The 21312-nt window shown below is 69.0% G+C and carries 15 protein-coding genes; 9 read left to right on the top strand and 6 right to left on the bottom strand.

Annotation, left to right across the window (positions count from 1 at the left end; genetic code table 11):
* Nucleotides 1-7: 7 nt before the first annotated feature.
* Nucleotides 8-925 carry a D-2-hydroxyacid dehydrogenase gene (locus FHU38_RS05785; protein WP_208415997.1) on the bottom strand — a complete coding sequence of 306 codons (918 nt, stop codon included), beginning with the start codon at nucleotides 923-925 and terminating at the stop codon, nucleotides 8-10.
* A 154-nt stretch (nucleotides 926-1079) separates the two neighbouring features.
* Between FHU38_RS05785 and FHU38_RS05780 the strand changes: the two genes are divergently transcribed.
* The 3 genes from FHU38_RS05780 to FHU38_RS05770 all read left to right on the top strand — a co-directional run bounded on the left by FHU38_RS05780 (nucleotide 1080) and on the right by FHU38_RS05770 (nucleotide 3336).
* Nucleotides 1080-1829 (top strand): maleate cis-trans isomerase family protein, encoded by a 750-nt coding sequence (locus tag FHU38_RS05780; protein ID WP_167167294.1) that lies wholly within the window; start codon nucleotides 1080-1082, stop codon nucleotides 1827-1829.
* A 65-nt stretch (nucleotides 1830-1894) separates the two neighbouring features.
* Nucleotides 1895-2626 (top strand): maleate cis-trans isomerase family protein, encoded by a 732-nt coding sequence (locus FHU38_RS05775; protein ID WP_208415571.1) that lies wholly within the window; start codon nucleotides 1895-1897, stop codon nucleotides 2624-2626.
* Between the two features lie 2 nt (nucleotides 2627-2628).
* A complete protein-coding gene (locus FHU38_RS05770) occupies nucleotides 2629-3336 on the top strand; it encodes a GntR family transcriptional regulator (RefSeq protein ID WP_167167292.1) in 708 nt (235 codons plus the stop codon).
* Between the two features lie 7 nt (nucleotides 3337-3343).
* On the opposite strand, the gene FHU38_RS05765 is transcribed toward FHU38_RS05770, so the two are convergent.
* Genes FHU38_RS05765 through FHU38_RS05755 form a run of 3 tightly spaced genes read right to left on the bottom strand, consistent with a single transcriptional unit; the run spans nucleotide 3344 to nucleotide 10223 of the window.
* Nucleotides 3344-7639, bottom strand: a complete 4296-nt coding sequence (locus FHU38_RS05765) for a cation-translocating P-type ATPase (RefSeq protein WP_167167289.1) — start codon at nucleotides 7637-7639, stop codon at nucleotides 3344-3346.
* Between the two features lie 59 nt (nucleotides 7640-7698).
* Entirely contained in the window at nucleotides 7699-8763 is a 1065-nt protein-coding gene (locus FHU38_RS05760) for a tartrate dehydrogenase (protein ID WP_167167287.1), read from the bottom strand.
* Entirely contained in the window at nucleotides 8760-10223 is a 1464-nt protein-coding gene (locus FHU38_RS05755) for an NAD-dependent succinate-semialdehyde dehydrogenase (protein ID WP_167167285.1), read from the bottom strand. The genes FHU38_RS05760 and FHU38_RS05755 overlap by 4 nt, the downstream gene beginning before the upstream one ends.
* Nucleotides 10224-10324: 101 nt before the next feature.
* Here FHU38_RS05755 and FHU38_RS05750 point away from each other — a divergent pair, with 101 nt between their 5' ends.
* The 5 genes from FHU38_RS05750 to FHU38_RS05730 all read left to right on the top strand — a co-directional run bounded on the left by FHU38_RS05750 (nucleotide 10325) and on the right by FHU38_RS05730 (nucleotide 16257).
* Entirely contained in the window at nucleotides 10325-11578 is a 1254-nt protein-coding gene (locus tag FHU38_RS05750; RefSeq protein ID WP_167167283.1) for an aspartate aminotransferase family protein, read from the top strand.
* 46 nt (nucleotides 11579-11624) lie between these two features.
* Nucleotides 11625-12122 carry a DUF3830 family protein gene (locus FHU38_RS05745; RefSeq protein ID WP_167167281.1) on the top strand — a complete coding sequence of 166 codons (498 nt, stop codon included), beginning with the start codon at nucleotides 11625-11627 and terminating at the stop codon, nucleotides 12120-12122.
* 348 nt (nucleotides 12123-12470) lie between these two features.
* Nucleotides 12471-13844 (top strand): FAD-binding oxidoreductase, encoded by a 1374-nt coding sequence (locus tag FHU38_RS05740; protein WP_167167279.1) that lies wholly within the window; start codon nucleotides 12471-12473, stop codon nucleotides 13842-13844.
* Between the two features lie 21 nt (nucleotides 13845-13865).
* Complete coding sequence (locus FHU38_RS05735) at nucleotides 13866-15419, top strand: acetolactate synthase large subunit (protein ID WP_167167277.1); 1554 nt, start codon at nucleotides 13866-13868, stop codon at nucleotides 15417-15419.
* A gap of 112 nt (nucleotides 15420-15531) precedes the next feature.
* Nucleotides 15532-16257, top strand: coding sequence for a PP2C family protein-serine/threonine phosphatase (locus FHU38_RS05730; protein ID WP_167167275.1), 726 nt, complete (start codon nucleotides 15532-15534; stop codon nucleotides 16255-16257).
* Between the two features lie 280 nt (nucleotides 16258-16537).
* Here FHU38_RS05730 and FHU38_RS05725 read toward each other — a convergent pair whose 3' ends face one another.
* Both FHU38_RS05725 and FHU38_RS05720 read right to left on the bottom strand, forming a co-directional pair.
* Nucleotides 16538-18709: a 3-hydroxyacyl-CoA dehydrogenase NAD-binding domain-containing protein gene (locus FHU38_RS05725; protein ID WP_167167273.1), complete on the bottom strand. Its 2172-nt coding sequence runs from the start codon at nucleotides 18707-18709 to the stop codon at nucleotides 16538-16540.
* A 15-nt stretch (nucleotides 18710-18724) separates the two neighbouring features.
* Nucleotides 18725-19936 carry an acetyl-CoA C-acetyltransferase gene (locus tag FHU38_RS05720; RefSeq protein WP_167167270.1) on the bottom strand — a complete coding sequence of 404 codons (1212 nt, stop codon included), beginning with the start codon at nucleotides 19934-19936 and terminating at the stop codon, nucleotides 18725-18727.
* 124 nt (nucleotides 19937-20060) lie between these two features.
* Here FHU38_RS05720 and FHU38_RS05715 point away from each other — a divergent pair, with 124 nt between their 5' ends.
* Nucleotides 20061-21260 (top strand): TetR/AcrR family transcriptional regulator, encoded by a 1200-nt coding sequence (locus FHU38_RS05715; protein ID WP_167167267.1) that lies wholly within the window; start codon nucleotides 20061-20063, stop codon nucleotides 21258-21260.
* Nucleotides 21261-21312: the final 52 nt, after the last annotated feature.

Below are 21312 nucleotides of genomic sequence, written 5' to 3'. Positions count from 1 at the left end.
GCGTGGGCTAGCCGTTCGAGGGCACGTAGCCTAGGCGTTTGTCCACGACGTTGCGCAGCGGGCGGCCCTCTCGCCACCGCAGGAAATTGTCGACGAACACCGCCACCAGCGCATTGCGCCAGCCCACGAAGTCGCCCGACATGTGCGCCGACACCAGCACGTTCTCCATTGTCCATAGCGGACTGCTCTGCGGCAGCGGTTCGGTCTCGAACACGTCGAGAGCCGCGCCGGCGAGTTGCCCGGCACGCAGGGCCTCGACCAGGTCCTCGGTCACCACCAACTCGCCCCTGCCCACGTTGATCAGGCGCGCTCCCTGCTTCATCGCGGCGAACGTCTCGGCGTCGAACATGCCCTTCGTCTGTTCGGTCAGTGGTGCGACGGCGACCACGAAGTCGGCGTCCGGCAAGTGCCGCGTCAGTTGAGAGGAGGCGTGCACGGTGCCGAAGTCGGGGTCGTCCGCGCGCGCGGTGCGGCCCGCGCCGCTCACCCGCAGGCCCGCGGCCCGCAGCAGCCGTGCGATCGCCCTTCCGATGGGGCCGGTGCCCACCACCAGCGCGGACCTGCCCGAGATTCGCTCGGTCTCCCTGTGCAGCCAGGTGCGCTCGTCCTGCAACCGGATCGAGCGGGGGAGGTCTTTGGCGAAGGCAAGCACCACCGCCAGGACGTACTCGGCGATCGACTCGTCGAACACTCCCCGCGAATTGGTCAGCACGACATCGCTGTCCCGCAGCGCGGGGAACATCACCGGATCCACGCCCGCGCTGGCGATGTGCAGCCAGCGCAACCGGTCGGCGGCGGGCCACGCGTCGGGCACGGCTGTGGAGAGGAAGTCGTAGACGAACAGGACGTCGGCTCCGCGTAGTGCGTCGGCAAGCCCTTCCGCCCGGGTGTAACGGACCGTCGCCAGTTGTTCGATGGGCTCCATGTCCGGGGGGTGCTTTTCGCCACACAGTACGGCGAGCACCGGGTTATCCGTGCCGACCACGTTGACACGGTATGAGGCAGTCGTATGATTGTCAACAATCCGAGGAGTCACCCCGGAGGCACTCTGCTGCACATAAGCCGTCGGAGGTCGAGCCTTGGATTTCGCCGCTCTGGATTCCCTCGAGTTCGAGGGCCCGCTGGCGCAGCGGGGTATTGGCATCATCGCACCGTTCGACATGGCGCTCGAAAGGGAGTTGTGGCGCTGGGTGCCGATGGAGGTGTCGCTGCATCTGGCCCGGACGCCGTACGAACCGGTTCCGGTGTGCATGCAGATGGCCCACCTGGTGAGCAACTCCCAGCACCTCACGGCGGCGACAAGGGACGTGCTGCACGTCGAGCCCGAGGTCGTCGCCTACCTGTGCACCTCGGGCAGTTTCGTCAACGGCGTCGACGGTGAGCGCTCGATGCGCAAGGTCATCTGCGACGCGGGTGCGCCCGACTCGGTAACCACCTCTGGCGCACTGGCCGAGGTGTTCGAGCAACTCAACATCAGCCGCGTCTCGGTGCTCACGCCGTATGTGGAGGATCTGACGCTGAAGCTGCACGAGTACCTCGACGAGCTCGGGGTCAACACGATGTCGAGCGACCACCTCGGCCTCGGCGGCGGTATCTGGAAGGTGAGTTACCGCACCATCGCCGAGCGCATTCTCGCCGCCGACCACAAGGACTCGGAGGCGATCTTCGTCAGCTGCACCAACCTGCCGACCTACGACGTCATCGAGCCGCTCGAGCGGGCGCTCGGCAAACCGGTGCTCACCGCCAACCAACTGACGATGTGGGCCAGCCTCAAACGCATGAACCTACCCGTCGTCGGGCCCGGCAAATGGTTGAGAGAGGTCACCTGACCGAAAACTTGACCAAGAGCACGAGGATTGTCGACAATCCGACGAAAGTTATTCGGAGGTGCCCGTTGCCCGACTCCCGCGCGATCGGCTTCATCTATCCCGACCACGCCGCCGAGGACGACTACCCGCTCGCAGAGCGCATGCTCGGCGACGGTACCCGGCTCGCTGTCGAGCACATCTACGGCACCGACCTGCACGCCGTCGAGGAGTTGCTCGACCTCGGCAGCCCGGAACGGCTCACCCAGGGCGCCCAACTGCTGTCACGGCACCAGCCCTCGGCGGTGGTGTGGGCGTGCACCAGCGGCAGTTTCGTCTACGGCTGGGAAGGCGCGCGCGAGCAGGTCGCGTCGTTGTCCGAAGCCGCGGGCGGGTTGCCAGCATCGAGCACGTCGTTCGCGTTCGTGCACGCCGCCAGGGCGCTGGGGCTGCGGCGCGTCGCCGTGGCCGCGAGCTACCCCGATGACGTGGCCAAGTTGTTCGTGGAGTTCCTCGCCGCGGGCGGGATCGACGTGGTCGGCATGTCCAGCGCCGACATCGACACCGCGGCGGAAGTGGGCAGGTTGTCGCCGGAAGAGGTTGTCGAACTGGTGGCGGAACGCAACCGAGGAGATGCCGACGCGCTGCTCGTGCCCGACACGGCGATGCGAACCGTCGCACTGGTCGAGGCCATGGAGCAGCGGCTGGGCAAACCCGTGCTGACGGCCAACCAGGTCACCGTGTGGGAAGGGCTGCGCCTGACGGGTGCCGTCCGTGACGTCGCGGGACTTGGTGCGCTGTTCAACGGAAAGGTTGCCTGAGCATGCTGGCCGACATCGAACCGGTCCACAGGGAGTCAACGGCGTCGATCATCGCGCGCCAGCTGCGGGACGCGATCATGAACGGCTCGCTGCCACCCGGCACCCAGCTCGGGGAGACCGACCTCGCGGCACGCTTCGAGGTCTCCCGCGGCCCGCTACGGGAGGCGATGCAGCGACTGGTCTCCGAGGGCCTGCTGCGTAGCGAGCGGCACAGGGGCCTGTTCGTCATCGAGCTGGAACCCGGCGACGTGCACGACATCTACGGTGCTCGCTGGGCCGTCGAGCGTGCCGCGGCGATCCAGGTGGTGCGCGGCAACGAGACGAGCCGGATCGCAGCGCGACTCGCCGACGCCGTGCAGGCGATGGCACAGGCAGAGGAAGAGGACGACCCCGCCGCACTGGCCGAGGCCGACCTCACCTTCCACGAGACACTGATCGAGGCCTCCGGCAGCAGGCGCCTCGTTCGCATGGCCCGCACCCTGCTGATCGAAACGCGGATGTGCCTCTCGGCGCTGCAGAGCACCTACCGCAAGAACTACCAGGGGGTCGACGAGCGCATCGCCGAGCACAACCGCATCATCGAGGCGCTGCGCGACCGGGACGAGAAACTCGTGCTGGAACTGCTGGAGGCGCACATGGAGGACGCCGTGCGCAGGCTGGCCCCTGGCACCACCCTGACCTCTGGCTCCGCGGAGGGCAAGCAGGACTGAGCCGGGTTCACCGGCGTCCGGTGCCCGCCACCGCCACGGCGAGCGTGTTCGCCGCCGCCGCGCTGCCGAGGGCGATCCCCCAGCCGACCGGGCCCAGCGGCGTGCAGCCGAAGAAGTGGCTCAACCCAGGGATCTGGATCACCGAGGCCAGTACCGCGGCCGAGCCGACGCTACTGCCGAGCACCGCGCGACTGCGGCCGCCCATCAGCAGCGTCTGCCCCAACTGGGTGCCCACCACGGCGGCCAGCGCCACGGTGCCCGCTCTGCGCCGCCTGCCGGTCAGCCTGGCGATCGTCCACGCCGCCGTCGCACCGAACATGGTGGTGCCCGCTCGCAGGCCGATCTCGTTGTACAGCGGTCTGCCCAGCGACCGCTCGGGCCCTTCCTGCAGCAGTTCCTCCACGGTGGTGCCGTCCGGGCCACGTAACGCGATCGCCATCGCCGGCGCCAGGTCGGTCAGCAGGTTCACCAGCAGCAGTTGCCGCGCGCCCAGTGGTGAGCGGCCGGTGAGCGCGGCGCCGAGCACGCTGAACCCCGACTCGCCGAGGTTGCCGCCGAGCAGCACGCCAAGCGCCGCGCGAACCGACGCCCACATCGCCCTGCCCTCGACCAGGGCGGCGCTGATGGTCTCCAGCCGGTCGTCGGTCAGCACCAGGTCGGCCGCCGCTCTCGCGGCGGGCGTGCCGTGCTCGCCCAGCGCGATGCCGACATCGGCGAGGCGGATCGCGGGCGCGTCGTTGGCTCCGTCGCCTGTCATGGCGACGGTCTTGCCGAGTGCCTGGTAGGCCTTGATGATCCGGACCTTCTGCGAGGGACTGCACCTGGCGATCACGTCCACCGCGGGAAGCCGCTCGCGCAGTTCCTCGTCGTCGAGTCCGTCGAGTTCCGCTCCCGTCACGATGTCCAACTCGGCGCCGGGGCCCGCGATCTCCGAGGCGATCGCCTCGGCGGTGACGGGATGATCTCCGGTGATCATCACGGTCCGTACCCCTGCCTCACGGAGCTGCGCGGCGGCCGGTCCCGCGCTGCGGCGAACCGGGTCGGCGATGGCGAGAAAGCCACGGAAACGCAGGTCACGGACGCTTTCCTCGCTGTCCACCCTGTCGGCGTCCACCGGCCGTTCAGCGACGGCCAGCACCCGGTGTCCCTGGCCGGCGAGCTCCCGCATGCGCTGCTCCAGCCTGCCGCGCTCGGCCTGCTCGAGCGCGCATCGCGGCAACACCTCCTCGGCCGCGCCCTTCACACTCAGCAGCAGCCCGTCACCGGTGCGCCCGACCGAGGCGTGGTAACCCCGCGAGGGTTCGAAGGGCGCCGTCGACACCGATTTCCAGCCTGCCGCGCCCGCTACGACGCTTACCCGCAACCGTTTGCCCGCCTTCGCGACCGCCCGGTCCGTCGCGTGCGGCAGGTCCTCGGGCCGCCTGGAATTCGGGGTGGCGCGCAACGCGGCGGCCACCACCGACCGCAGCGAACGGGCGAGGTGCTGCGCGTCCAGCCTGCCTCGCGTGGAACCGTCGTCCACCTCGCTGACGCTGAGCGTGCCCTCGGTGAGCGTGCCGGTCTTGTCGAAACAGAGCACGTCCACCCTGCCGAGCGCCTCGACGCTGCGGGGGTTGCGCACGAGCGCGCCGCGCTCCGCCAGCCGTCGCGCCGCTGCCAGCTGGGCGGCGTTGACCAGAAACGGCAGGCCTTCCGGCACCGAAGCGACGGCAAGGTTCACCGCGGAGCTGAGGCTCTCGCGTATCGGCACACGTCGCAGCAACCCGGCGCCCACCACCGCGGTGGCCGAACCCGCGGCCAGCGGCATGCTCTTCTCGGTCAGCTCGGCCAGCCGCGACTCCACCCCGGTGGTAGGCGCGCCCTCGCGCGCGATGGCCATGCTGCGGCCCGCCTCGGTGTCGTTCCCGACGGCGACGACCACCGCCGAGGCCGTTCCCGCCGCCACGGTGGTGCCCTCGTACACCATCGACGTCCGCTCCGCCACGTTGCCCGCGACCACGGGCGCGGGGTCCTTGGCAACCGGCAGCGACTCTCCGGTCAGCGAGGACTCGTCGACCTCGAGGCCGTCCGCGTCGAGCAACCGGCAGTCAGCGGGCACGACATCTCCGGCGGAGAGCCTGACGACATCGCCGCGAACCAGTTCGTCGGCGACGATCACTCGCCGCTCACCGTCACGCACCACCTTCGCGCTGACCGACGACCGGCTGAGCAGGTCGGCGAGTTCCCGCTCGGTTCGTACCTGCTGCACACTGCCTACCAGCGCGGAAAGGCCCGCCACGCCCGCCACGAGTGCGGCGTCGACCGGCGAGCCGACCGCGGCCGACAACGCGGCGCCTCCCGCCAGCACCGGAGTGAGCGGGTTGGCCAGCTCGGTGAGGAACGCGCTGCCAAGACTGACGCCGTCTGGGCCGCCCACACCACCCGGGGTGGCCCTTCGCCTCACCTCCTTGTCGGTGAGTCCCGCTTCGCCGGAGCCGAGCCGATCGAGCACGGTCTGTTTCGGCATGAGGTGCCACGGGGTTTCGACCCTGGTCGCGGCCGGGTCCGGCAACCGCAGCCTTCTCGCCTGCCTCCTCCCGTTGAACAGTGCCACCGCAGCGCCCGCGTTGACCGCGTGCATTCCCCTGCTCGTCGGGTTGCTCCTACCGCCGCGCAAGGCGGCCACGGTGCCGATACCGGTGGCCGCCTGCGCGATGCGCACGCTCTGCGCGTTGACACCGCGCAGCACCACCACCGACTCCACCAGCAGTGCCGCGGCACCCAGATCGGTGCCGACGAGTACATGCGCCCCCCACGGCGGGGCGTGCCCGTCCCGGTGGACACCGATGCCGCAGTCCGCGGCGCCCAGTGCCTGCCGGTCGGACGACACCAGCAGCACACCCCTGCCTTCGTGCTGCAGTTCGCGCACACTCGCTCGCGGGTCCGAGGTCTCGAACATGGCAATCCCCGCCTCGTTCACGGCGGCGGTGAGGGTATCCAGCCCTGCCAGAGGCTCCCTCGAAGCACCGAGCACGGCCTCCAACCGCCCTTCGCGAGCGAGGCCGAGTACGGCTTGCGCGCCTCGCTGCTCCACGCTCGCCCGCTCCTGCCGACCGTATCGGCCGAGGGAGCTCTTCCCGTCGAGCGGCCCGAGCCACCAGTCGCCTTCGGTACGGGTCCGTCGCGGATCGGCCGGGTCGAACAGCCGCCACGCGACCTCCGCCACCGCGTGCGAGTCACTTTCCGGCAGCGCGACGAGATCGTCGAGGGTGTAGCGCCCGGTCCGCAACGCGGGGAGGTCGAGTACGACGGCGTCCATGCGATCCATGACCCGCAGCACGCCGCGCTCCATCACGACGACTCCCCTGCGTGCCAGCGCGCTGCCGAGGTGGCTGGCGAACGCGGTACGGCCCGCCTCTGCCGCTTTCGGCATGGTGCACAGGCCCAGTGCCATGGCTTTGCGCGGTCCCGTGAACGGGGCCGCTGCGGCACCGGCGACCGCTCCCAGCCCGAGCACTCCGCGTTGGTAGCGCTCCACCGGCCCCTCCGGCAGCGGCGTCGGCCGTCGCGCCGGTGCCGGGTCGGCCGCGGCGGCTTCGGGACCGGTGACGAGCCTGCGCTCCAGCCCACACCAGGCACGTTCATGGGCGCGCGCCTCGGTCCACTGCCCGGTGCGTTGCACGATGTCCAGCATCGCGCCCTCGCCGCCCGCGGCGAGTCCCTGGGCGACGGCGCCGATCATGGAGGTCAGCGAGTCCGACTTCGCGTGGCTGTGCGCCTTACTCGCGGCGAATTCCTTCAACCGGGGGTGGTGGTCGACAAGTCCGGGCAGTGCGGCCAGTTCGGTGGGAACGGGCGTCCACGGTGCGATGCGGGTGAGCAGTGACACCCCGAGTCCGATGAGGTCGGCGGCCAGTGTGGGCAGCAGCCGGGTGCCTTCGGGGCCGTCGGCGGGATGCTGCAACTCGTCCTCGGCCGCCTCCTCTTCCGGGTCGACGGGCTGCGCCTCGGCGCGTTCGACGATCGACGTCAGCTCGTCTGTCCTTCGTGGAGGGTCGGAGACCGCGATGATCACACGGGAGGAAGGCGCGTTGACACGGGCCCACTCCACGCGGGTGTCGCGCTCGAGTTCTCGCTCGATGCGTCTCGCCACGCGTTCGCCGCCCTGGCCGTGCACACCGTGCACCTCAAGATAGACCCGGCCGGGGCAGGACCAGACGTGCCGCCTCGGCCGGGTGAGCAGGCCCGCGACACCGCGGGCGGTGCCGATAGCTGTCCCGACAACTGAAAGGGGTCCCGGTATACCTACGCCGAGCACTTTCATGGGCTGTGGGTGCCCAATTCGGCAGGTCCCACACCCCTGCCACTCGGCCCCGGTGTGGATCAGTGGGACGAAACGGCTTCCGCGATCGCCGAGCCGAGTTCCTCCGTGGTCGCCTTTCCACCCAGATCGGGCGTGGCAACCGTGCCCTCGGCGAGCACCAGCTCCACCGCCGACCGGACGGCACTCGCCGCCTCCGACTCTCCCAACTGCTCCAGCATCATCGCACCCGCGAGTACCTGCGCCACCGGGTTGGCGATGCCCTGCCCCGCGATGTCGGGCGCACTGCCGTGCACGGCTTCGAACATCGACGGGTGCGTCCGTTCCGGATTGATGTTGCCAGAGGGAGCCATACCGAGCCCGCCGGTCACCGCCGCCGCGAGGTCGCTGAGGATGTCCCCGAACAGGTTCGAAGCCACAACCACGTCGAGGCGGTCGGGGTGCTGCACCATGCGGGCCGCCAGCGCGTCGATGTGGCACTGCTCGGAGGCCACGTCGGGGTACTCGTTGGCCACCTCTGCGAAGATCTCGTCCCAGAACGGCATCGTGTGGATGATCCCGTTCGACTTCGTCGCGGAACACACCCGGCCACCTCGGGTGCGGGCGAGTTCGAAGGCGTACCGGACGATGCGCTGCACCCCGATGCGCGTGAACACCGACTCCTGCAACGCGAACTCGTCTGGCATCCCCTGGTTGTGCCTGCCGCCGAGGGTGGAGTACTCGCCTTCGGAGTTCTCCCTGACGATCAGCATGTCCAGTTCGTCGCCGGTGCGCCCGGCGAGCACGGATGTGGTGCCGGGCAGCAGGCGCACCGGCCGCAGGTTGACGTACTGTCCGAACGCCCTTCTCAGCGGGATGAGCAGGCCCCACAGCGAGACGTGGTCGGCTACCCCGGGGAACCCTACGGCGCCGAGCAGGATCGAGTCGAACGAGGACAGTCGATCGACACCGTCTTCCGGCATCATGGCACCGGTTTCGGCATAGCGCCGGCAGCTGTAGTCGAACTCGGTCCACTTCAGCTGGCAACCGTGTTCCCCTGCGGCGGTGTCGAGCACCTTGCGCGCCTGCGCGGTGACATCGACGCCGATACCGTCGCCGGGGATTGCGGCGATCTCGTATGCCGTCACAGGTTCACCGCGATGTACTTCGTCTCAAGGAACTCCTCGATGCCGACGGTGCCGCCCTCCCTGCCCAGCCCGGACTGCTTCACCCCGCCGAAGGGGGCGGCCGGGTTGGAAACGATGCCCTGGTTCAACCCGACCATGCCGGTTTCGATCCGCTCACAGACCCGCAGCGCCCGCTTGAGATCGTTGGTGTAGACGTAGCCCACCAGCCCGTACTCGGTGTTGTTGGCGGCGGCCAGCGCCTCCTCCTCCGTGTCGAACACCGAGATCGGCGCGACGGGTCCGAAGATCTCCTCGTCGGCCATCCGGGCGTCGGCGGGCACACCGGTGAGTACGGTCGGGCGGTAGAAGTTACCTGGTCCATCCACAGTGGAACCGCCGGTGAGCACCTCGGCGCCTCGGCTCGCGGCGTCGCTGACGAGGCCGCTGACCTTCTCCACCGCGGCTTGGTCGATCAGCGGGCCGACGACGACACCGTCCTCGGTTCCCCTGCCGATGGGCAGCGCGGCCATCCGCTCGGTGAGCCTGCGTGCGAACTCGTCCGCGACCCCACGCTGCACGTAGAACCGGTTGGCGGCCGTGCACGCCTCTCCGATGTTGCGCATCTTCGCCTGCATAGCGCCGTCGACGGCAGCGTCGATGTCCGCGTCGTCGAACACCAGAAACGGCGCGTTGCCACCGAGTTCCATGGAGGTGCGCAGCACCTTGTCCGAGCACTGCTCAAGCAGCTTGCGGCCGACCGCCGTGGAGCCGGTGAACGACAGCTTGCGCGCCCGCCCGTCCCTGATCAACGGCTCCATCACCGCGCCGGAGCTGGTGGTGGTGAGCACGTTGAGCACGCCGTCGGGCAGCCCGGCGTCCACCATGATCTGCGCGAGCGCGAGCATCGAAAGCGGCGTCTGCGCGGCGGGCTTGATCACCATGGTGCAGCCCGCGGCGACGGCGGGTCCGATCTTGCGCGTTCCCATGGCCATGGGGAAGTTCCACGGCGTGATCAACAGCGATGGCCCGACCGGCTGCTTGGCGACGAGGAACCGCCCGCTGCCGTTGGGTGCGACGGCGTACCCGCCGTCGATGCGCACCGCCTCCTCGGCGAACCAGCGGAAGAACTCGGCCGCGTAGGCGATCTCGCCGCGTGCCTCGGCGAGCGGCTTGCCCATCTCAAGCGTCATGAGCAGTGCCAGTTCCTCCTGCCGCGCCATCAGTGCCTCGAAGGAGGCGCGCAGGATCTCACCCCGCTCGCGCGGCGGGTGGGCCGCCCAGTCCGCCTGCGCCGCGACGGCGGCGTCGAGCGCGGCCATGCCGTCCTCGGGCGCGGCATCGGCCACCTCGCACAGCACCTCGCCGGTGGCTGGGTCGTGCACGGGGAAGGTCCTGCCCCCCGCGGCCTGCGTCCACTTGCCACCGATGAACAACTCCTTGGCGACCGCGTCCACCACGCCGGTCTCACTGACGGTGCTCATGCGTTGCTCCCTGCGAGTTGAGGTGTTTGCGCCGCTGCCGGTGCCATGCTACGAATATTGTCAACAATCTACAACCTCGCCGCGCTAAGGAGCACGTCGTCATGGCCCAGCTCTCCCCCATCCTCAAGCAGGCCACTCCCGTCGTCGTCGAACACGGCGAGGGTGCGTACCTGTTCGACACCGACGGCCGTCGCCACCTCGACTTCACGGCCGGCATCGGGGTGACGAGCACCGGTCACTGCCACCCACGGGTCGTGCGGGCCGCCCAGGAGCAGGTCGGCAAGCTCATCCACGGCCAGTACACCACCGTGATGCACCGGCCGCTGCTCGAACTGACCGCGCGCCTCGGCGAGGTTCTTCCGCAGGGTCTGGACTCGCTGTTCTTCGCCAACTCCGGCAGTGAGGCGGTGGAGGCCGCACTGCGACTGACCCGGCAGGCCACCGGCAGGCCGAACATCGTGGTGTTCCAGGGTGGTTTCCACGGCCGCACCGTCGCCGCCGCGTCGATGACCACATCCGGCACCCGGTTCGGCGCGGGGTTCTCCCCGCTGATGTCCGGAGTGCATGTCGCCCCCTTCCCCTACGCCTACCACTACGGCTGGGACGAGAAGACGGCCACCGACTTCGCGTTGCGCGAACTGGACTACCTGTTCGCGACGCAGACCTCGCCGAAGGAGACCGCCGCGTTCTTCGTCGAGCCAATGCTCGGCGAAGGTGGCTACGTGCCGGCCAACACCGAGTTCCTCGCCGGACTGCGGCAGCGAGCCGACGAGCACGGCATCCTGCTGGTGCTCGACGAGATCCAGACCGGGTTCGGGCGCACCGGCCGATTCTGGGGCCACCAGCACTTCGACGTCCGCCCCGATGTCGTACTGATCGCGAAGGGACTGGCCAGCGGTTTCCCGCTTTCGGGCATCGCCGCATCCGAGGAACTGATGGGTAAGGCATGGCCGGGTTCGCAGGGTGGCACCTACGGCGGCAACGCCGTCGCCTGCGCCGCCGCGCTCGCGACACTCGACGTGATCCAGGAGGAGGGTCTCGTCGACAACGCCGCCGAGCGAGGTCGGCAGTTGCTGGAGGGCGCGCGTGCGATCGCGGGCAAGACACAGGCGATCGGTGACGTGCGAGGGCTCGGGCTGCTCGTTGGTTCGGAGTTCACCACGGCTGACGGCAAGCCGGACAACGCGACCGCCCAGGCAGCGCAGAAGGCGGCGGCCGAGCGAGGGCTGCTGTTGCTGACCTGCGGCGCGTTCATGAACGTCGTGCGGATGATCCCGCCGCTCGTGGTCACCTCCGAGCAGATCGAGCAGGCTCTGGAGATCTGGACCGACGTGGTCACCTCCGTCAGCAAGTAGTCACCGAACAGCGTAGTCACCGAACAGCGGCGAACCAGGAGTGAACATGGCCCGCTACATCACCATCTCACTGGACAAGCGCGGGGTCTCCTGCCGGGCGCGACTGCTGGATGACGAGGCGCCCCGAACCTGCAGGGCGGTGTGGGACGCGCTGCCGCAGAGCGGCTCCGCCTACCACGCCAAGTACGCCCGCAACGAGGTGTACACGCTGCTGCGGCCGTTCGCCGACCCGCAACCGGGGAGGGAGAACCCCACCGTCACTCCCATCCCCGGCGACGTCGTGTACTTCGGCTTCGAGTCATGGGAGATCGGCAACCCGGCCTACGGCTACGAGGAAGGCAGTGCGGCGCACGGTGAGCAGGGCGCGACCGACCTCGCGATCTTCTACGGCCGCAACAACCTGTTGATCAACGGCGATGCGGGCTGGGTGCCCGGCAACGTGTTCGCCACGATCGTCGAGGGCCTCCCTGAGATGGCCGAAGCCGCGCAGGACCTTTGGCTGCGGGGGGTCGAGGGCGAGACGCTGACCTTCGCCCGCGCCTGACACGGCATCCGACATCACCCGAAAGGGTGAACCTTTCAAGATCACGAATTGTCGGCCGACTGGTCACCCGATCGGGCAACGAGGGGCCGGCTCTCGAACCCGAACCGACCCGTGACCGCCCGCCCACGGCGGGCAGGCACGGGTGGTCACGCCATCCGGCCAAGCTGACCCCCACGAAAAACCCGAAAGCCATACGTGTTTACACTGAGGGGATTTCACATCGGTTCTTGTCTACAGTGGACTGATCTTTGACAGCACGGTGGCGCGGAGCAGCCCCACCCGCCGCCGGCAAAAATATGAAGAACATTCATAGCCGAGCCGCTCCAATGCGTACTAGGCTGCATCCCCATGGGCGACGTTGCGCAGCGGCTGGCCGAGATCGTCGGCGCGAACCAGGTCCTGACCGGCGAGGACATCCCTGACCACTACGCGAGCGACGAGGCGCTGGTCGGCGAGGTGCACCGGCCCGCGTACGTCGCCAAACCGGCCACCACGGCAGAGGTGGCACAGCTGCTGGGTGCGGCCACCGAGCACGGTGTCCCGGTAACCGCACGCGGCTCGGGCAGCGGCCTCTCGGCCGCGGCCCGCCCCCGCCCCGACGGCCTGCTGATCTCCTTCGAGCGGATGAACGCGATCCTCGAGATCGACACGGTCAACCATGTCGCGGTGGTACAGCCAGGAGTCACACTGTCCGAACTGGACGAAAAGACAGCTGAAGCGGGGCTCGGCTACACCGTCTATCCCGGCGAGATGAGCGCCAGCGTAGGCGGGAACGTGGGCACCAACGCGGGCGGAATGCGAGCCGTCAAGTACGGCGTGACCCGCCACAACGTGCTCGGACTCGAGGCTGTACTGCCCACCGGCGAGATCATCCGAACCGGCGGGAAGCCGGTGAAGACCTCCACCGGCTACGACCTGACCCAGCTCATCATCGGCTCCGAAGGCACGCTCGCGCTCGCCACGGAGATCACCGTCAAGCTGCACCCGAGACTGCGGCACGGCGCCACGGTGCTCGCGCCGTTCACCGACCTCGACACTGTCGTGCGGGCCGTACCCACGATCCTGGCGGCCGGGCTAGAGCCGCACATTCTCGAGTACATCGACGCGCTGACCATGGCCGCCATTACCTACACCACCGGGTTGTCGCTGGGTGTCCCCGACGAGGTTCGCGAGGCTTCACAGGCCTACCTGGTGGTGGCGATGGAGAACCGCGACCCCGACCGGCTCGAAGGCGACGTCGCGAGCCTGGGCGAACTGCTCGGCGAACTGGGTGCCTCGGACGTGTACGTGCTCGACGGCGGCTCGGCCCGCAAGCTCATCGAAGCAAGGGAGAAGGCGTTCTGGACCGCGAAGGCTGCGGGTGCCGACGAGGTGATCGACGTCGTGGTACCCCGGTCGGCGATGCCCGAGTTCCTGGCGAGGTCACGCGAGCTCGCCGCGAAGACCGAGTCGGGTGTAGCCGGGTGCGGGCACGCGGGGGACGGCAACGTCCACCTCGGCGTCTTCCAGAAGGACCCGGTAAAGCGTGCGAGCCTGCTTCACGACATCTTCGCCGTCGGCATGGAGCTCGGTGGCGCGATCTCAGGTGAGCACGGCATCGGCCGAGCGAAGAAGGAGCACTTCCTGCAACTGGAGGACCCGGCCAAGATCGAGCTGATGTCGCGGATCAAGCACGCCTTCGACCCCGCGGGAATCCTCAACCCCGGCGTGCTATTCGACTAGCAGAGCGAGAAAGAGGAGATCATGAACGGCGCGCAGGCCCTGATCCGCACGCTCGTCGACTCGGGCGTCGAGGTGTGCTTCTCCAACCCCGGTACTTCGGAGATGCATTTCGTCGCCGCGCTGGACACGGTGCCGAACATGCGTGGCGTGCTCGGTCTGGCCGAGGGCGCTGTCACCGGCGCGGCCGACGGCTACGCTCGCATCGCGGGCAAGCCCGCGGCCACCCTGCTGCACCTCGGTCCCGGGCTCGGCAACGGGCTGGCGAACCTGCACAACGCCCGCAGGGCGCACACGCCGATCGTCAACGTCGTCGGCGACCACGCCACCTACCACAAGGCCTACGACGCGCCGCTGGAATCCGACATCGAGGCCGTGGCGGGTTCGCTTACAGGCTGGGTCCGCCGCTGCTCCAGCACGGCGGACGTGGGCGCGGACGCCGCCGCCGCGGTCGCCGCGTCGCAGGACGCGCCCGGCAGGGTGGCGACGTTGATCCTGCCCGCCGACGTGTCCTGGAGCGACGGCGGGCAGCCCTGCGCCCCGGTGCCGCCGCGCCGTGCCAAACCCGTCGCCGACACCACGGTGAAGGCGGTCGCCGAACTGCTGCGCACGGGCGAACCCGTCGCGTTGCTGATCGGCGGCGCCGCATGCCGCGAGCGGGGATTGCGGGCGACGAGCCGCATCGCGGCGGCCACCGGCGCCAAGCCGTTCGTCGAGACCTTCCCCGCCAGGCTGGAACGCGGAGCGGGTGTCCCCGTCGTGGAACGGCTCGGCTACCTGGCCGAACAGGTCGCCCATCAGTTGGAGGGCAGCAGGCACGTGGTGGTGGCTGGTACTCGCCCGCCGGTGTCGTTCTTCGCCTACCCGGGCAAGGCGAGCGACCTCGTCCCGGAGGGCGCGCAGGTGCACACGCTCGCGGGCGTGGAAGAGGACGTGGTGGCCGCGCTGGAGGAACTGGCCGAACTGGTGGCACCCGGCACGGAGGCGGTGGTGTCGCAGGCTCACCGCCCTGAGCTGCCGACCGGAGCGCTGACCCCGCAGAACTGGGTTCAGGTGATCGGCGCCTCGCTGCCGGATGGTGCGATCATCTCGGACGAGGCCAACACCTCCGGGCTGCTTTTGCCCGGCGCGACGGCGGGGGCACCCCGGCACGACGTGCTCACACTGACCGGAGGAGCGATCGGGCAGGGAATTCCGGTCGCCACGGGTGCCGCGATCGCCGCACCGGACCGTCCGGTGGTGAACCTCGAATCCGACGGCAGCGCGCTCTACACCATCTCGGCACTGTGGACGCAGGCCAGGGAGAACCTGAACGTCACCACGGTGCTGTTGAACAACCGCGCGTACGCGATCCTGCGAATGGAGTTGCAGCGGGTTGGCGCGGAGGGTTCCGGGCCGAAGGCGAAGGAGCTGCTCGACCTGTCCGGCCCAGACCTGGACTTCGTCAAGATCGCCGAGGGGATGGGCGTTCCCGCGTCGAGGGCGGCCACTGCCGAGGAACTGGCACAGCAGTTCGCGCGGGCGGTCGCCGAACCCGGGCCACACCTCATCGAGGCGATGGTGCCGCCGCTGCTGTGAAGTGGAGTCTGGAAACTCACAGGTTCTTCTCGGAGTTGCTGGTGGCGGCCGTGCGTTGAGGTGGGTGAGGGCCGGTCATCGGGGGTCGGCCCGGTGAACTAGGAGGCGGCCCATGCCGACCACCGCGCACCCGCGACCGACCGAACACACCACGTCGGACGCGGCGAGTGACAAGGGCCCTCGCGCGGTCAACGCCGACGCACTCGCCACCCGCACCGACGCCGCCACTGGAAGATCAGCCTTCGTGGTGGCCGACGGCGTCGGCGACCACCTGCTGGCGGCGAGGGCCGCGCGACTGGTCGCCAGGACCGCGGCGACCTCCGCCGTACGGCTGGGCGCGGTGGAGGGCCTGATCCGTGCCCAGCGGGAACTCACGACGCAGTTCGGCCAGACCGAGGCTGACGCCGTGCTGGTGGTCGCGGTCTATCCGCCTGCGGGCGGCGACGAGGAGGTCAGTGAGATCGCCTGGGTGGGCGACTGCCGTGCCTACCGGTGGAACGGCCGCGTGCTGCACCAGGTGACCACCGACCACACCCTCGCCGAGTTCTGGCGCTCGCGAGGGCGGCGACCCACCGCCCGGATGGAGCACATCGTCACCGGTTCCGCCCGCACGGCGGGCGAGAACGACATCGGCCACGCCAGGATCGGCGCGGGCCCTGGCAGGCTGTTGTTGTCCAGCGACGGCGTGCACAAGAGCCTGGAGCTGACCGCGATCAGGGACCTGCTCGCCGGCGCCACCTCGGCTGCCGCTGCGGCACGGTCGCTGGTCGATGCCGCCCGCGAGCACGGCAGCACCGACAACGCCACCGCGCTCGTGGTGGACCGGCTGCTCGGGTGAGGCCTGCCGCTCACCGAACGCACGGTGGCTGATGAAGAAGGGCTGATGAGGAAAAGGGCGCGGGATCACCGCGCCCTGCCATTCGGCGGCCGCACCGTGGACCGGGTTGTCGTCCACCGAACGTCACCACCGAAGTACCGAAGACACTAACGTGAAGATCATTTCACTGGCTGCGCCATTCGGACGTACTTCGATCAACCGCGACCGGCATGCCGGTCGCCGTCCCCGGAGCGGCCCGCCGCCGACACGAGGTCGATGGCGGGCCGTCCCCCACATCCGGTTACTCGAAGATCTCGCCCTTCTCCGCCTTGTCCACCAGTGACTGCGGGGGCAGGAAGTGGTCGCCGTAGCGCTCGGCGAGCTGCCTGGCACGCGCGACAAAGCCCTTCAGCCCGCCCTCGTACTGGTTCATGTACTGCACGACACCACCGGTCCACGCCGGGAATCCGATCCCGAAGATCGAACCGATGTTGGCGTCCTGCACCGAGTTCAGCACGCCCTCGTCGAAGCACTTGACCGTTTCCAGCGCCTCGGCGAAGAGCATTCGCTCCTTCAGGTCCTCAAACGGCACGGTCTTGCTGCCGCTGTTGAAGGCCTCACGCAACCCCGGCCAGATGCCGACCCGCTTGCCGTCGGCGTCGTAGTCGTAGAAGCCTGCGCCGCTGGAGCGGCCCTTACGGTCGTACTCGTCGATCATGCGGTCGATGACGGCCTCGGACGGGTGCGCGCTCCAGGTGCCGCCCTCGGCCTCGACCGCCGCGCGGGTCTCCTGGCGGATCTTGCGCGGCAGTGTCAGCGTCAGCTCGTCCATCAGCTGTAGCGGCGGCGCGGGGTAGCCCGCCTGCGAACCGGCCTGCTCGATGCTCGCGGGCTCGACGCCCTCACCGACCGCGGCCACGGCCTCGTTGATGAACGTGCCGATCACCCGGCTGGTGAAGAAACCGCGGCTGTCGTTGACGACGATCGGCGTCTTCTTGATCTGCAGCGTGTAGTCGAACACCTTCGCCAGCGTGGCGTCGGAGGTCTTCTCACCGCGGATGATCTCCACGAGCGGCATCTTGTCCACCGGCGAGAAGAAGTGGATGCCGATGAAGTCCTCCTGCCGCTGAACGCCCTCGGCGAGCCCGGTGATCGGCAGGGTGGAGGTGTTGGATCCCAGCACCGCGTCGGGGTTGACCACACCCTCGATCTCGGAGAAGACCTTGTGCTTGAGTTCGGTGCTCTCGAACACCGCCTCGATCACGAAGTCGACGCCCTTGAAGTCGGCCGGGTCGGCCGTCGGCTTGATTCGCGCCAGCAGCTCGTCGGACTTCTCCTTCGTGGTCTTACCACGCTTGAGCGCCTTCTCCTCGAGCTTGACGGCGTAGCCCTTGCCCTTCTCGGCGTTCTCCAGCGAGACGTCCTTGAGCACGACCTCGATGCCCGCCCTGGCGGACACATACGCGATGGCGGCGCCCATCATGCCCGCGCCGAGCACACCGACCTTGCGAGCCTGGTACTTCTCGTAGCCGTCCGGCCGGGAGCCGCCCGAGTTGATGTGCTGCAGGTCGAAGAAGAACGCCTTCGTCATGTTCTTGGCGACCTGCCCGGTCACCAAGCTCACGAAGTAGCGCGTCTCGATCAGCGAGGCGGTGTCCACGTCCACCTGCGCGCCCTCGACAGCCGCCGCGAGGATCGCCCTCGGCGCGGGCATCGGGGCGCCCTTGAGCTGCTTGCGCAGGTTCGCGGGGAACGCGGGCAGGTTGGCCGCGAAGCTCGGGTTCGAAGGCGACCCGCCCGGGATCTTGTACCCCTTGGCGTCCCACGGCTGAACCGAGGCCTCCGGGTTGGCCTTCAACCACTCCTTGGCCTTCGGCAGCAGCTCGTCCACGCTGCCGACCAGCTCGTGCACCAGGCCGATCTCCAGCGCCTTGGCGGGCTTGTAACGCTGGCCCTGCACGAGCACGTTCAGCACGGCGTTCTGGATGCCGAGCAGCCGCACGGTCCGCACGACCCCGCCACCACCTGGCAGCAGGCCAAGCGTCACCTCGGGCAACCCGATCTGGCTGCCCTTCACGTCGGCGGCGATGCGGTGGTGGCACGCGAGCGCGAGCTCCAGCCCGCCGCCGAGCGCGGCACCGTTGATGGCCGCGACCACCGGCTTGCCGAAGGTCTCCAACCGGCGCAGGTTGGCCTTCATCTCGTTGGTGCTGCGCGTGATCTCCTCGGCGTGCTCCGGCCCGGCCTGGATCAGGTCGTTGAGGTCACCACCGGCGAAGAAGGTCTTCTTCGCCGACGTCAGCACCACGCCGCTGATGGAGTCCTTCTCCGCCTCGAGCCGGTCCACGGTCGCGGCCAGCGACTCGCGGAAGTCGGCGTTCATGGTGTTGGCCGACTGCTTGGGGTCGTCGAGCGTGAGCACGACGATGCCGTCGGAGCCCTGCTCCCAGCGGATGGTCTTGGATTCAGTCATCGTGTTCTACGTCCCTCACACGCGCTCGATGATCGTGGCGAGGCCCATGCCGCCGCCGATGCACAGGGTCACGAGCGCACGCCGGGCCTGGCGCCGCTCCAGCTCATCGACCATCGTGCCGAGGATCATCGCGCCGGTGGCGCCCAGCGGGTGACCCATGGCGATGGCACCGCCGTTGACGTTGACCTTCTCCTCCGGGATCTTCAGGTCCTTCATCCACTTCAGGACCACGGACGCGAAGGCCTCGTTCAGCTCGAACAGGTCGATGTCGTCGATCGTCAGACCAGCCTTCCGCAACACCTTCTGCGTGGCGGGCGTCGGGCCGGTGAGCATGATCGTCGGGTCGGCACCGGTGACGGCGGTGGCGACGATCCGGGCACGCGGAGCCAGCCCGATGGTCTTGCCGATCTCCTCGTTGCCGACGAGCACCAGTGCGGCACCGTCCACGATGCCCGAGGAGTTACCGCCGGTGTGAACGTGGTTGATCTTCTCGACCGAGTGGTACTTCTGCAGCGCCACGGCGTCGAAGCCGCCCATCTCGCCGATGCCCTCGAACGAGGGCTTCAGCTTGCCGAGGGCCTCCACCGTGGTGCCAGGACGGCGGTGCTCGTCGTGGTCCAGGATCGTCACGCCGTTCATGTCCTTGACCGGCACGATGGACTTGGCGAAGTAGCCGCCCGACCACGCCGCCTCGGCCTTGTCCTGGGAGCGCACCGCGAACGCGTCGACGTCCTCCCTCGAGAAGCCTTCGATGGTGGCGATCAGGTCGGCACCGATGCCCTGCGGCACGAAGTAGGAGTCGTAGTTGGTCGCCGGGTCGGTGAACATCGCGCCGCCGTCGGAGCCCATCGGGACACGTGACATCGACTCAACGCCACCGCCGACGATGAGCTGGTCCCAGCCCGCGCGCACCTTCTGCGCGGCCTGGTTCACCGCCTCGAGGCCCGACGCGCAGAACCGGTTGAGTTGCACACCCGCGACGGTGTCGGGAAGCCCGGCCGCGACCGCCGCCCCGCGTGCGATGTCGGCGCCCTGGTCGCCGATGGGGCTGACGACGCCGAGGATGATGTCGTCGATCAGCGCGGGGTCCAGGTTCGGGTGCCGCGCCTTCAGCTCGTTGATCAGGCCGACTACCAGGTCGATCGGCTTGGTCCCGTGCAGGGAACCGCCCTTGTTCTTGCCACGAGGCGTACGAATTGCCTCGTAGATGAACGCCTCTGTACTCACACCCACGGTCCTTCCTGGCGCACGTTGGCTGTCGTGGTGCTAATCGCTACTAACATAGTCCCGCTTTATGTGAGGGTGTCAACGGGTTGTCGCCCTGACGACAGACGCTAGAGTTGACTCACGTATGGACGAGAAGGCCCGCAAGACCAAGCGCCCCCGCGACCGCAGGCAGCAGATTGCCGCCGTCGCCTCCGAGTTGTTCCGTGCGCGCGGCTACCACGGTGTCGGCATCAACGACATCGCCGCCGCCGCGGGGGTCACCGGGCCCGCGCTCTACCGACACTTCGCCGACAAGCAGGCCATCCTCGCCCACGTGCTGCTCACCGGATTCCAGGAGATGGAGACCGCCACCGACGCCGCGCTCGCCACCGCCGAGCTGCCCACGCCGCAGCAGGTCCGCACCCTGCTGGAGCGGCTGGCGACGAGTTCGGTGGAGCGGCGCGAGGTCGCCGCGCTCTGGCGCTGGGAGGGCCGCCACCTCGATGCCGACAGCCAGCACCTCATCCGTACCCGATCCGCCGCGATGCTCGTCACCTGGGCGAAGGTGCTGATGCGGCTGCGCCCGGAACTCGAGCCGGACGAGGCGGAGCTGCTTTGCTGGGCGGGCCTTTCGGTGTTCGGCAGTGTGTCGGTCCACCACACCAGCATCGCGCGCAAGCGCTTCGCCCAGCTGCTGGTCGACATCGCGCTGCGCGTCTTCCACGCCAGCCTGCCGAGAGCGCAGGAGCCTGCCGAGCCGAGCCAGTCACCGCTCGCGCTCGGCGCGCCGTCCCGCAGGGAGCAGCTGCTCACCGAAGCTGCCGAGTTGTTCCGCAGGCACGGCTTCTCGTCGGTGAGCATGGAGGACATCGGCAAGGCCGCGGGCATCGCCGGACCCAGCGTGTACCGGCATTTCCCGAGCAAGGCAAGCCTGCTAGGCGCGATAGGGCGCAGGGCGGCCGACCGGCTCTCGCTGGCCGCGGAACACGCACTTCGCACCAGCGGCCCGCCCGACGAGCGCGAGGCCCTGCGCAGGTTGACTCGCTCCTACGTGCGCACCCTTACCGGCCCGCCGGAGTTGCTGGTGTCGTTCTCGGTGGACCGGGTGCACATCGAGGAGCGCGACCGCTCCGAGCTGCTGCGCATCCAGCGCGACTACGTGGCGCGATGGGTGCACCTGCTGGAGGCGGTGCACCCCGAACTCGACACTCGGCAGGCCAAGATCACGGTGCACGCGGCGCTGACCATCGCCAACGACCTCACCAGGACCAGGCGGGTCAGTACGCGCCCGAATCTCACCGCGGAACTGGTGGCGCTGCTGGAGGCTGTGCTGGACATCACCTGACCACAAGGCCCCCCGGTGGCGCGGAACCGGCGAAGCGAGCTAACCTACTGAC

Source organism: Saccharomonospora amisosensis (assembly GCF_011761185.1).
GTDB classification, from domain to species: Bacteria; Actinomycetota; Actinomycetes; order Mycobacteriales; family Pseudonocardiaceae; genus Saccharomonospora_A; species Saccharomonospora_A amisosensis.
Note: the sequence above shows the minus strand (reverse complement) of the source record. Positions and strands in the feature narration are given on the sequence as shown.

Excerpts from the sequence above, each read along its gene's own strand:
- FHU38_RS05770 (WP_167167292.1), top strand. The coding sequence starts at position 2,629 with ATGCTGGCCGACATCGAACCGGTCCACAGGGAGTCAACGGCGTCGATC.
- FHU38_RS05765 (WP_167167289.1), bottom strand. The coding sequence starts at position 7,639 with ATGAAAGTGCTCGGCGTAGGTATACCGGGACCCCTTTCAGTTGTCGGG.
- FHU38_RS05740 (WP_167167279.1), top strand. The coding sequence starts at position 12,471 with ATGGGCGACGTTGCGCAGCGGCTGGCCGAGATCGTCGGCGCGAACCAG.
- FHU38_RS05785 (WP_208415997.1), bottom strand. The coding sequence starts at position 925 with ATGGAGCCCATCGAACAACTGGCGACGGTCCGTTACACCCGGGCGGAA.
- FHU38_RS05730 (WP_167167275.1), top strand. The coding sequence starts at position 15,532 with ATGCCGACCACCGCGCACCCGCGACCGACCGAACACACCACGTCGGAC.
- FHU38_RS05755 (WP_167167285.1), bottom strand. The coding sequence starts at position 10,223 with ATGAGCACCGTCAGTGAGACCGGCGTGGTGGACGCGGTCGCCAAGGAG.
- FHU38_RS05715 (WP_167167267.1), top strand. The coding sequence starts at position 20,061 with ATGGACGAGAAGGCCCGCAAGACCAAGCGCCCCCGCGACCGCAGGCAG.
- FHU38_RS05750 (WP_167167283.1), top strand. The coding sequence starts at position 10,325 with ATGGCCCAGCTCTCCCCCATCCTCAAGCAGGCCACTCCCGTCGTCGTC.
- FHU38_RS05735 (WP_167167277.1), top strand. The coding sequence starts at position 13,866 with ATGAACGGCGCGCAGGCCCTGATCCGCACGCTCGTCGACTCGGGCGTC.
- FHU38_RS05745 (WP_167167281.1), top strand. The coding sequence starts at position 11,625 with ATGGCCCGCTACATCACCATCTCACTGGACAAGCGCGGGGTCTCCTGC.
- FHU38_RS05725 (WP_167167273.1), bottom strand. The coding sequence starts at position 18,709 with ATGACTGAATCCAAGACCATCCGCTGGGAGCAGGGCTCCGACGGCATC.